The organism is Pedobacter sp. PF22-3 (genome assembly GCF_026239555.1).
GTDB lineage: Bacteria > Bacteroidota > Bacteroidia > Sphingobacteriales > Sphingobacteriaceae > Pedobacter.
This window is the reverse complement of the sequence record NZ_JAPIVP010000028.1, coordinates 1-12,059: the sequence shown is the minus strand read 5'-3', so window position 1 is coordinate 12,059 and position 12,059 is coordinate 1. Positions and strand designations below refer to the sequence as shown.

Sequence of the window (12,059 nt, the reverse complement as noted above, 5' to 3'; positions counted from 1 at the left end):
CCGTCATTCTGAACTTGTTTCAGAATCTACAAAACAGAAAAATTGGGGTACGCTTTTTGCAAGGCAGTAATTTCTTTTTATAAAAGATTAAAACTAGCTTTGCCGCAATTAATGAAACACCTCGTTACCATATCACTTGTATTTTTTAGCTTAACGCATTTGGCAAAAGCCGAACGTGTTGAGGGGCTAAAGATATTAAATGAGTACTGTAGTGAGCATAACATTTGTGTTAATGCAGGCGGCAAGACCTCTGTTCAGCTAAATGAAGACCGTAATCCTTATTTATTATCATACACTAAATTAGCCTTAATTGGAACACAAGCTCCAATAAAAGTTGCTAAATATGTAAGTGCAGATCAGGTAATTGCTGATTTAACCATCAGAAAAAAACCAAAGAACAATAGTCCCTAGTTCTCTTTCTCTTTAAAAATCTTTTAAGATTTAGCCCAATTATACCAACACCTGCCAAACTGACTTAATGCTGACAATGGCTTGGTTGTTGTAACACACCCATTTTTTTAATAATAAATACGATTTAGAACATAATGTTAGGATTTTTAGCGAAGATTTTCGGAAGTAAATCAGAAAGAGATATAAAGGCTATACAGCCATTAGTGGTTAAAATTAACGAACACTACAGTAAACTATCTGCCTTAAGCAACGACGAGTTACGTGGTAAAACCATAGAATTTAAAGAAAGGATTTCCGCTTTTTTAGCCGATATTGATGAGAAAATTTCGGCATTAAAAGCTGAAGCAGAGAGCGAAGAATTAGATCTTCACCAAAAAACAGCAATTTATGATCAGGTTGATGCTTTAGGTAAAGACCGCGATGCTGAACTGGAAAAAGTGCTTTTGGAAATCCTTCCTGAAGCTTTTGCAACGATTAAAGAAACTTCACGCCGATTAAGTGAAAATGATTATTTAGAAGTTACCGCAACCCAGTTTGATAGAGATTATGCTGCAAGAAAAAACAATGTTAAAATTGTTGGCGATAAAGCACAATGGGCTAATAAATGGGATGCTGCCGGAACAGAGGTAGCCTGGAACATGGTACATTATGATGTACAGTTGATTGGTGGTATTGTATTGCACAGCGGTAAAATTGCCGAAATGGCTACCGGTGAGGGTAAAACCCTGGTAAGTACGTTGCCGGCTTATTTAAACGCATTGGCCGGACAAGGTGTACATATTGTAACGGTGAATGATTACCTGGCCCGTCGTGATAGTGAGTGGAATGGTCCTTTATTCGAATTCCACGGTTTAAGTGTTGATTGTATTGATAAGCATGAGCCAAACTCTGAAGAAAGAAGAAAAGCTTATGCTGCGGATATTACTTACGGAACCAATAATGAGTTCGGGTTCGATTACCTGCGTGACAATATGTCGCAAACACCAGATCAATTGGTACAGCGCAAACTGCATTTTGCAATGGTGGATGAGGTCGATTCTGTTTTAATTGATGATGCCCGTACCCCTTTAATTATTTCTGGTCCGATTCCACGTGGCGATGAGCATGAGTTTTATGAGTTAAAACCACGCATTGAGCGCTTGGTTAATGCACAAAAAGCGTATGTAACGCAAGCGTTAAACGAGGCTAAAAAATTAATTAATGCAGGTAACAGCGGAACCGAAGAAGGCGAAGGTGGTTTAGCCTTATTGCGTGCATACCGTGGTTTGCCAAAAAACAAAGCTTTAATCAAGTTTTTAAGTGAAACCGGTATTCGTGGTTTGTTGTTAAAAACTGAAAACCACTACATGGCAGATCAATCTAAGAATATGCCAAAGGTAGATTCTGAATTGTATTTCTATATCGATGAGAAGAATAACCAGGTTGAATTAACTGAAAAAGGTATTGAATTGATCACCCAATCGGGTGAAGATCCTCATTTTTTCGTATTGCCAGATGTAGGTACAGAAATTGCAGAGCTTGAAAAATCTGACCTTCCTTTAGAAGAAAAGGTAGTGCAAAAAGATGCTTTAATGCGCGATTACTCTGTTAAAGCAGAACGCATCCACTCGGTTAACCAATTGTTAAAAGCATATACCTTATTCGAAATTGATGTGGAATACATCATCGACGAAGGAAAAATCAAAATTGTTGATGAGCAAACAGGTCGTATTATGGATGGCCGCCGTTACTCTGATGGTTTACACCAGGCAATTGAGGCTAAAGAAAATGTAAAGGTTGAAGATGCGACTCAAACTTATGCAACCGTAACCTTACAGAACTATTTCCGTATGTACCACAAACTTTGCGGTATGACGGGTACTGCAACTACAGAAGCTGGCGAGTTTTGGTCAATCTATAAATTGGATGTGGTAGAAATTCCAACCAACAGAAATATTTCGAGAATTGATGAGCAAGATTACGTTTACCGTACCGTTCGCGAAAAATATAATGCCGTTGCTGCAGAAATACAATACCTGGTTTTCCCGTATTCTCATTACGAAACAGAATATGAAACAGATAAAGAAGGGAATGTAAAACAGAAAGATGGTAAACCCGTTGTTAAATACGATCAAACAGGCAGAGCTGTACCTAAATTGGATGCTAAAGGGGCGTTAATTCCCGCAGTTAATCCTGAAACAGGACAATTGGAGCCAAAAGCTGGCCGTCCGGTATTGGTGGGTACCACATCTGTAGAGATTTCTGAGTTATTAAGCCGTATGCTAAAACTCCGCGGTATCAAACACAATGTATTGAACGCTAAAATGCACCAGAGAGAGGCCGATATCGTTGCCGAAGCTGGTCAGGCCGGAACAGTAACCATTGCAACCAATATGGCTGGTCGTGGTACCGATATTAAACTGGGTGCGGGTGTTAAGGAAGCTGGTGGTTTAGCTATTGTAGGTACCGAGCGTCACGAATCACGCCGTGTAGATAGGCAGTTGCGTGGTCGTGCAGGTCGTCAGGGTGATCCAGGGTCTTCACAGTTCTTCGTTTCATTGGAAGATAACTTAATGCGTTTATTTGGTTCAGAGCGTATTTCTAGTATCATGGTGCGTATGGGGATCGAAGATGGTGAGGTGATCCAACACTCTATGATCACTAAATCTATTGAGCGTGCACAGAAAAAGGTAGAAGAAAACAACTTTGGTATCCGTAAACGTTTATTGGAGTACGATGATGTGATGAACTCGCAACGTACAGTTATTTATGCTAAACGTAAAAATGCTTTATTTGGCGAACGTTTAGATGTGGATATGAACAATATGGTTTTCGATGTTGCTGAAGACATTGTGAGCGAATATAAACAAGAAGCAAATTATGATGGTTTCAAACTGGAAGTAATCAAAAACTTCTCTTTAGATACGGAGATTACCGAAAAAGAATTCTCTTCAACCAGTATTCCTCAGTTAACCGAAAAGTTATTTGAAGAAGCAGAAGCATTTTATGCACGTAAATCAGAAGCCATTATTCAGCAATCGCTACCTGTATTAACCCAGGTTTATGAAGAGCGCGGAGAGCATATCGAACAGATAGTGGTTCCATTTACTGATGGTATCCGTGGTATTCAGGTAGCTGTTGATTTAAAGAAAGCTATTGATAATAAAGGAAAAGAGGTGGTTCGTTCATTCGAAAAAACCATTGTTTTAGCTTTAATTGATGATAGCTGGAAAGAACATTTACGCGAAATGGACGATTTGAAGCAATCGGTACAAAATGCGGTTTATGAGCAAAAAGATCCGTTGGTAATTTATAAAATGGAAGCTTTCAACCTATTTAAAAACATGCTTAATGCAGTGAATAAAGAGGTGGTGAGTTTCTTATATAAAGGCGGTATCCCGGTTCAGCAAGAGCCAGATCAGGTAAGAGAAGCACCAGCTCTGGTTAAACAGCCAAAGCTACAAACTACTAAACAAGAGTTTGGAAGAGAAGAGCCAGGAATTGAGTTTGGCGATACACGTGAAGCTGTTCCGCAGCAGCCCATCCGCAAAGAAGCAACGGTTGGTAGAAACGAACCTTGCCCATGCGGTAGCGGTAAAAAGTACAAAAACTGCCACGGCGCGAATTTATAATCAAGATCTACAGTGCTTTACTAAGCCTCAACAAATGTTGAGGCTTTTTTTGTAACTAAATTTTTAATTCTCAAATTAACTATTTAAAAGATTTCTCGACTTCGCTGCGCTCCGCTCGAAATGACGAACCGAAATCTCCCAAATAATAACGATTTGCTTAACCCATAAAGAATGCCGATTTTTGCAACGATTTCGGCATTCTTGTTGTTAAGAAGTATGAGACAATACATCCGCTCATCAAATGCCAATTATTTTGCCCATGAAAACAACATTAACTTTTATATCCTGCCTGCTTCTTACCATAACTGCTTTTGCACAGAAGGGCGAAGTAACCGTTATAAAAGACCCTTTAATTGATAGTTTAATTGCCAAGCGGCTTGAGGTTTACAAAACGTCGGGTGAGGTAAAACCGGGCAAACCGATCGTTTCATCCTATGGTTACCGCGTGCAGATTTTTTACGGTTCAGACCGGCGTGAGGTTTTTAACCAACAGGCACGTTTTAAAGGAATGTATCCTCAGTTAAATACTTACCTTACTTATAAAGAACCTAATTATTATGTTCGGGTAGGCGATTTTAGAAGCCGCCTGGAGGCTCAGCGCCTGATTAACGAACTTCGACCAACCTTTCCTACACTTTTTATTTTTAGGGAAAAGATAAATGCACCAACTTTAGATACCACAACAACCAATGATCAAAAATAAAGTACAGGAACTGGCCGCTCACATTTTTAATGATGTAGTAGCTTATCGTCAACATATTCATGCCAATCCAGAGTTATCTTTTAAAGAATTCGAGACTTCATTATTCATTAAAGACAAATTAAAAAAATGGGGAATTGAATATACCGACTGTGCCAATACAGGTGTAGTGGGTTTAATTAAAGGCAACCTGCCATCTGATAAAGTTATTGCCTTACGTGCCGATATGGATGCATTACCCATCCACGAGGCAAACGACAAGCCCTATCGGTCCAAAAACCATGGTGTAATGCATGCCTGCGGACATGATGTGCATACCTCTTCGCTTTTAGGAACAGCTTATATCCTAAATCAAATGAAAGATGATTTCGGGGGAACCATTAAACTTATCTTTCAGCCTGCTGAAGAACTTTTGCCCGGTGGAGCGAGTATTATGATTAAAGAAGGTGTGCTCGAAAATCCAAAACCACATCATATCGTTGGTCAGCATGTAATGCCATTAATTGATGCCGGTAAAGTTGGTTTCCGTTCTGGTATTTACATGGCTTCAACAGACGAACTTTATGTTACCGTAACCGGAAAAGGTGGTCATGGCGCACAGCCACATCAAAATATTGATCCTGTTGTAATTGCTTCACATATCATTATTGCATTGCAGCAGATCGTAAGTCGCAATGCAGATCCACGTATTCCATCAGTCCTGTCTTTTGGTAAAGTAACGGCCAATGGTGCAACCAATATTATCCCTAACGAGGTAAAAATTGAAGGTACATTTAGAACCTTGGATGAAAACTGGAGAGACGAAGCACATAAACGCATGAAAAAAATGGCAGAAGGTATTGCCGAAAGTATGGGCGGAAGCTGCGATTTTGACATTCACAGAGGTTATCCATTTTTGATCAACGAAGAAAAGCTAACCGCAAATGCAAGAGCCTTTGCAGAGGAGTTTTTGGGTAAAGAAAATGTAATAGATTTAGATATCTGGATGGCTGCCGAAGATTTTTCTTTTTACTCGCAGGTAACAGATGCCTGTTTTTATCGTTTAGGTACTGGGAACGCAGCAAAAGATACGCAATACTCGGTGCATACGCCAAGATTTGATGTGGATGAAGATGCCTTGAAAATATCAACCGGATTAATGGCTTATATCGCTTTAAAACAATTAGGAAATTAATGATGTAAGATGTAAATAAGTAAGATGGATGATGGGAGTTCAAGATCCATCATTTATCTTCAATCATCCGTTTTACATTTTCCATCCCACATTTTCCATTTTACATACCTTACCTGCATGAAAAAAGTCTTTCTGTTTTTACTGTTAACATCGCTCTTTTATAGAGGTTTTGCGCAAGAAATCAACCGCTTTAATCCGGATACAATTAAAACCATTGTACTCGACTCTGCTGTAAATATTAAGGCCGAAAAGTTGAATGTAGAAACATTTATCAGAAAGGTGATGTACGATACGTCCTTTTATCAGTCGTTTAGGGATATGAAACGTTATACTTTCATTGCCGAGAACCGGATTTACAGTTACGATAAAAAGAATAAGGTAGATGGAAAAATCTACCGTAAAATCCGCCATAATAACAATGGTCCCTATAAAATGGAGTATCTGGTAAAACAGGATACGGGGAAAATTTATAAAAGAAACGGGAAATACCAGTTATATACGGTAGAAATGTTTGATTACATTTTTATGAATGCTTACAACACTGATTTTGTACCCAATGCACCCAAACCTGATGGAAAAGGCGGAACGAACGAAAGTTATAAGGATAAGCTTAAAACGTTAATCTTTAATCCTGGCCGTCCAGTAAAGGTGCCTTTTATTGGAAGTAAGACTGAAATATTCTCGGCCAATATGCGCCAATATTATGATTATGGCTTTACCAGCGGTACTTATCTTGATTCTATCCCCGTGTACCGTTTTAAGGTTTCCGTTAAGCCTGATTTAAGCAGCTGGACAAAAGATGGGGTCATGATCAAAGAACTGGTGACCATTTTTGATAAACGGAATTTTAATATTCTTGGTCGTTATGTTGATATGAAATATAGCAATATGCTGTTTGATTTTGATGTGCAGATGAATATAGAGATGGGTTATTTCGGAGACGATAAATTACCAACAAAAATTACCTACCAGGGTAACTGGGATTATCCTTTCAAAAAAGAAGAAAGAGCAAGTTTTTTAATCGTACACAAAGATTATAAACTCGAAAAGGGCAAATAGGGATTCAGTTATCGCCTAAAAGATTTATTATCTTTAAACGATTATTTAAAACCACCAATATGCAACTCTTATCTTCCTTAAAATTCAAAATATCCATTGCTTTATCACTGTTTTTGAACATCCAGGTGCATGCACAGGTACTCACTTCAAAACAGATCGATAGTGTGGTCGAAAAAACGTTAAGTACCTTTAATGTTCCCGGTATTGCCGTTTCTGTAATTAAGGATGGCAAAATTATCCATTTAAAAGGTTATGGTGTAAGTTCCATCAAAACCAATAAAAAGGTTGATGAAAATACCCTTTTTGGCGTAGCCTCAAATACAAAAGCTTTCACCGCGGCCGCTTTAGGTATGCTGGTTGATGAAAAGAAAATTACCTGGGATACAAAAGTGACGGATGTAATTCCTGAATTTAAAATGTACGATGCCTATGTAACCAGCGAGTTTACCATCCGCGACCTGCTGACGCACCGCAGTGGTTTAGGTTTAGGTGCAGGTGATTTAATGATCTGGCCGGATTCTTCAACGGTAGATAAAAAGCAGCTCATTCACAATTTACGGTACTTAAAGCCGGTTTCCTCTTTCCGTACTAAATACGATTATGATAACCTGATGTACATTGTTGCCGGGGAAGTGGTAGCTAGGGTTTCAGGAATCACTTACGAAGATTTTATAGAAGGAAGAATCATTAAGCCATTAGGCATGACAAAAACTGCTGCTTCATGGTACCGTTTAAAAGATAAATCAAATGTTATTGATGGTCATGCGCCTTACGAAGGTAAACTGCTTCCAGTAGGACTAAGCTTTGGCGAAATTGCAAATGCAGCAGGAGGTATTTACTCAAACGTTACCGATATGAGTAAATGGGTAATGGCGATGATCAACGGTGGTAAATATGGCGAAACCCTGGATAAAAAGTTATTCAGTCCTGCTGTGGCAAGAGAACTCTGGACCCCGCAAACCATTATTGCAGGGGGTAATCCGGCAGCTTTTAGCAGTTATGGTTTAGGATGGTTTTTGAGCAACGTGAACGGTAATTTCCAGGCGACACATACCGGTGGTTTATCCGGTATTGTAACGCAGGTAACCATTCTTCCTGAACTGAAACTAGGGATCATCGTGTTAACAAATCAGCAGTCTGGTGCCGCATTTAATGCCATTACCAATTCGATAAAAGACGGTTACCTTGGCATTAAAGGACAGGATAGAATTAAAACTTATAATGATAACAGGCTTCGGAATGAAAAACAGGCCGATGAAATGGTGGCTAAAGTTTGGAATGATATTGCAGCTCAACAAAAATTATCAACTGCAAAACCCGATAGTAAAAACTACTACGGTACTTTCCATGATTCGTGGTTTGGCGAAGTCACCATAAGTGAAGTAAAAGGTAAAATGCATTTTCAGGCTAAAAATTCGCCAAAAATCAAAGGCGATATGACCTACTACAAAGGAAATACCTTTATTGTAAAATGGTACGACAGAAGTTTAGACGCTGATGCCTTTGTTAATTTCAGTTTAGATAACAATGCCCTGGCTGATGGTTTTAAGATAGAAGCCATTTCTCCATTAACCGATTTCAGTTTCGATTTTCAGGACCTGGATTTTAAAAAGACCGATAAAAAATAACCTAACCAATTATACACGATGAAAACAGTAATAAAAACGAGTATTTTACTAAGCTTTTGCTTAATTGCATTAACCTCAATGACATTTAAACCAAAACGAATTATCTTTTTCGGCGATTCGATTACCCAACAGGGTGTTTCTAAAAACGGCTACGTAACCCTGATTAAAAAATCACTTGATTCTACAAAATACGACATCATTGGTGCGGGTATAGGCGGCAATAAGGTTTATGATCTTTATTTACGTTTAGAAGATGATGTTTTGAACAAGAAACCAGATTTGGTCGTTATTTATGTAGGTATTAACGATGTTTGGCATAAACAATCTTCTCATACCGGGACTGATTATGATAAATATTTAAAGTTCTATCAGGCTTTGATTAATAAAATTCAGGGTGCTGGCAGCAAAGTGGTGTTGGTTACCCCTTCAGTTGTTGGCGAGAAAAAAGATGGTACCAATGATTTAGATGCCGATTTAAATAAATATGCGGAAGGTATCAGAACATTGGCTGCTAAAAATAATCTTCCGGTATGTGATTTAAGAAAGATTTTTGCCGGATATGAAGCAAAGAATAATCCGGAAGATAAAGAAAAAGGTATTTTAACCGTTGATAGGGTACACCTAAACGAAACCGGTAATAAATTGGTAGCCGATCAGTTATTGCCTTTGGTTAAATAATAGGTTTTTAAACCGCAGAGCCCGCAAAGCATTTCGCAAAGAACACAAAGAAATTTTCTCTGTGTTCTCTGTGTTTTTTCTCTGTTATCTTTGTGGTTAAACAAGCCGATTCGTCATTGCGAACAGAAGAAAGGGAAAGTGTGTTGGAGTGAAGCAATCTTTCCTGTTTAGCGGTAAATTTAAAATGTAATATGGAAAGAGGTGGAACAATCTAAATCATTACTAATTTTACCCATACCACTTTATATACTGGAGTTACTTCAGATATTATGTTTAGGGTAAAAGAACATAAAGACAAGGAGTATCCCAAATCTTTTTCTGCTAAATACAATACAGATAAATTGGTTTATTTTTGTTCTTATGATTCAATTGAGGAAGCAATTGCAGAAGAAAAGAGAATTAAAGGTGGAAGTCGGAAAAAAAAGATAAAGTTAATAGAATCCATGAATCCTGAATGGGAGGATTTATGGGAGTTAGTAAAGGAATGGTGAAGGTCATTGCGATTAAAAATATCGTCATTGCGAACTGAAGAAGGGGAATGTGCGATGGAGTGAAGCAATCTTTCCTGCAGGTAAAAACAGTTTAAAATAAAAATAGCAAAAAAGATTGCTTCGTCGTGCCTCCTCGCAATGACGAATTTGTATCGTCATTGCGAACTGAAGAAAGGGAATGTGCGATGGAGTGAAGCAATCTTTCCTGCAGGTAAAAACAGTTTAAAATAAAAATAGCAAAAAAGATTGCTTCGTCGTGCCTCCTCGCAATGACAACAATATAAGTATGATAAACCGCGAAACAATAGATAAGATAATGGATACCGCCCGTATTGAGGAGGTAGTTGGGGATTTTGTGCACTTAAAAAAACGCGGAACCAGTTTAATTGGTAATTGCCCTTTCCATGGGGAAAAAACACCTTCGTTTCACGTATCTGTAACTAAAGGCATTTACAAATGTTTTGGCTGCGGTAAAGGGGGCGATTCGGTGCGCTTTATTATGGATCATGAAAAATATTCATATCCGGAAGCACTTAAGTTTTTAGCCAATAAATACAATATAGAAGTAGAGGAGGCCGAACTTTCTCCAGAGGCTGCCGAAGCACAAAGCGCTAAAGAAAGCCTTTACATAGTTTCGCAGTATGCTGCTGCATTCTTCGTGAAACAGCTTTGGGAAACAGACGAGGGCAGGGGTATAGGCCTGAGCTATTTTAAAGAGCGTGGTTTTAGAGAAGATATCCTAAAAAAATTCGAGGTTGGTTATTCTCCGGATGTTTGGGATGCGATGACACAAAGCGCAACCAATGCAGGGCATAAATTAGAATTTTTAGAAGCCACTGGTTTATCAATCAAAAATGATAATGGGAAAATTTACGACCGTTTCCGCGGACGTGTGATGTTTCCCATTCACAATTTTACCGGTCGGATTATTGGTTTTGGAGGAAGAACCCTAAAAACAGATAAAAATGTACCTAAATATGTAAATTCTCCTGAAAGCGAAATTTATCACAAGTCGAATGTACTTTATGGCTTATTTCATGCCAAAAAGGCTATCCGAGATTTAGATAACTGTTATCTGGCCGAAGGTTATGCAGATGTACTTTCCGTCCATCAGGCCGGCATAGAAAACGTAGTGGCCTCTTCCGGTACTTCGTTAACGGTAGAGCAAATTAAACTGATTGGACGTTTTACCCAGAATATTACCATTCTATTTGATGGTGATGCTGCGGGTATTAAAGCTTCCCTCCGTGGTTTGGATATGATTTTGGAAGAAGGTCTGAATGTGAAGATTGTTTCCTTCCCTGATGGTCACGACCCTGATTCTTATATGCATCATGTGGGAGCTGGCGCATTTAAAACCTACCTGGAGCAGAATAGAAAAGATTTTATTCTTTACAAAGCAAATGTGCTGCTTAAGGACGCCGGTAACGATCCGATCAAACGTGCAGGTATTATCCGGGATATTGTAGAAAGTATTGCTAAAATTCCTGATCCTATCAAAGCTTCGGTTTTTATCCGTGAGTGTAGCAGTTTGCTCGAAATTGAAGAACACATTTTATTGAGCGAACTCAATAAAATGCGCTCGGCAAAGCTTAAAAAAAGCTTTGATAATAACCAGCGGGCAACTCCTTCCTCAAGTCCAAAACCATATGCTTCAGGTGCACCTGAGCCGCTTGGTCCGCCGGATGATTTGTGGGATGATAGTGCCGGCCCAACGGGTTACGAACAGCCTGTAGAGGAAAATGAGCATCAGGAAAAGGAAATTGTGCGGTTATTATTGGCTTACGGACACGAATTTGTAAACTGGGATAAAATTGATGATATGTACATTGGTCCATTTATCATGCAGAATCTGAGTGATGTAGAATTTGATGATCCGCTTTGCAAGAGAATTATCGATTATTATAAATCTGAAATCGACAACGGCAGATTACCAACTTCGAACCACTTTGTTAAACATGAAGATCGGGACATTGCCGATCTTGCCATTACACTTTCTACTTCTGAGTATGCTTTAAGTGAAAACTGGTTAAATAAACATCTTATCTATGTTAAAGATGAATCGATGAATTTAAAAGCAACCATTTTGGGCGGTATTTTTCACCTTAAAAAGCGTAAGGTTGAGAAGATATTAATGAACTTGTTGAAAGAAATTAAAGAAGAAAAGAACGAGGATAACCAAATGATTTTGATGCAGCGTTATGGGGTGATTAAAGGTGTAGAAAGAGAGATCTCTAAATTTCTGGGTTCTGTTATTGTTAAGTAAATTACAAATGACTGGAGTCCTGTAGAGATTTCGTCATCTCG

General features: G+C 38.5%; 9 protein-coding genes. All 9 read left to right on the top strand.

The features are described from left to right. The first annotated feature begins 111 nt into the window (after positions 1 to 111). The 9 genes from OQX63_RS22600 (at position 112) to dnaG (ending at position 12,018) form a co-directional block, all read left to right on the top strand. On the top strand, positions 112 to 411 hold the full coding sequence (locus tag OQX63_RS22600) for a hypothetical protein (RefSeq protein WP_265853062.1): 300 nt from the start codon (positions 112 to 114) through the stop codon (positions 409 to 411). 134 nt (positions 412 to 545) lie between these two features. Beyond that, positions 546 to 4,022 carry a preprotein translocase subunit SecA gene (locus OQX63_RS22595; RefSeq protein WP_265853061.1) on the top strand — a complete coding sequence of 1,159 codons (3,477 nt, stop codon included), beginning with the start codon at positions 546 to 548 and terminating at the stop codon, positions 4,020 to 4,022. Positions 4,023 to 4,281: 259 nt separating this feature from the next. Next, complete coding sequence (locus OQX63_RS22590; protein WP_265853060.1) at positions 4,282 to 4,725, top strand: SPOR domain-containing protein; 444 nt, start codon at positions 4,282 to 4,284, stop codon at positions 4,723 to 4,725. After that, positions 4,712 to 5,896: a M20 metallopeptidase family protein gene (locus tag OQX63_RS22585; protein ID WP_265853059.1), complete on the top strand. Its 1,185-nt coding sequence runs from the start codon at positions 4,712 to 4,714 to the stop codon at positions 5,894 to 5,896. Before OQX63_RS22590 ends, OQX63_RS22585 begins: the two co-directional genes overlap by 14 nt. 117 nt (positions 5,897 to 6,013) lie before the next feature. Beyond that, the gene (locus OQX63_RS22580; protein ID WP_265853058.1) at positions 6,014 to 6,955 is read left to right on the top strand and encodes a hypothetical protein; all 942 of its coding nucleotides are present in this window, start codon (positions 6,014 to 6,016) and stop codon (positions 6,953 to 6,955) included. A gap of 59 nt (positions 6,956 to 7,014) precedes the next feature. Next, positions 7,015 to 8,583, top strand: coding sequence for a serine hydrolase (locus OQX63_RS22575; RefSeq protein ID WP_265853057.1), 1,569 nt, complete (start codon positions 7,015 to 7,017; stop codon positions 8,581 to 8,583). A gap of 18 nt (positions 8,584 to 8,601) precedes the next feature. Next, a complete protein-coding gene (locus OQX63_RS22570) occupies positions 8,602 to 9,261 on the top strand; it encodes an SGNH/GDSL hydrolase family protein (protein WP_265853056.1) in 660 nt (219 codons plus the stop codon). Positions 9,262 to 9,476: 215 nt separating this feature from the next. Further along, the gene (locus OQX63_RS22565) at positions 9,477 to 9,752 is read left to right on the top strand and encodes a GIY-YIG nuclease family protein (RefSeq protein ID WP_322974550.1); all 276 of its coding nucleotides are present in this window, start codon (positions 9,477 to 9,479) and stop codon (positions 9,750 to 9,752) included. A 286-nt stretch (positions 9,753 to 10,038) separates the two neighbouring features. Next, the gene (dnaG, locus tag OQX63_RS22560) at positions 10,039 to 12,018 is read left to right on the top strand and encodes a DNA primase (RefSeq protein ID WP_265853055.1); all 1,980 of its coding nucleotides are present in this window, start codon (positions 10,039 to 10,041) and stop codon (positions 12,016 to 12,018) included. The last annotated feature ends 41 nt before the right edge of the window (positions 12,019 to 12,059 follow it).

Excerpts from the sequence above, each read along its gene's own strand:
- OQX63_RS22600 (WP_265853062.1), top strand. The coding sequence starts at position 112 with ATGAAACACCTCGTTACCATATCACTTGTATTTTTTAGCTTAACGCAT.
- OQX63_RS22595 (WP_265853061.1), top strand. The coding sequence starts at position 546 with ATGTTAGGATTTTTAGCGAAGATTTTCGGAAGTAAATCAGAAAGAGAT.
- OQX63_RS22590 (WP_265853060.1), top strand. The coding sequence starts at position 4,282 with ATGAAAACAACATTAACTTTTATATCCTGCCTGCTTCTTACCATAACT.
- OQX63_RS22585 (WP_265853059.1), top strand. The coding sequence starts at position 4,712 with ATGATCAAAAATAAAGTACAGGAACTGGCCGCTCACATTTTTAATGAT.
- OQX63_RS22580 (WP_265853058.1), top strand. The coding sequence starts at position 6,014 with ATGAAAAAAGTCTTTCTGTTTTTACTGTTAACATCGCTCTTTTATAGA.
- OQX63_RS22575 (WP_265853057.1), top strand. The coding sequence starts at position 7,015 with ATGCAACTCTTATCTTCCTTAAAATTCAAAATATCCATTGCTTTATCA.
- OQX63_RS22570 (WP_265853056.1), top strand. The coding sequence starts at position 8,602 with ATGAAAACAGTAATAAAAACGAGTATTTTACTAAGCTTTTGCTTAATT.
- dnaG (WP_265853055.1), top strand. The coding sequence starts at position 10,039 with ATGATAAACCGCGAAACAATAGATAAGATAATGGATACCGCCCGTATT.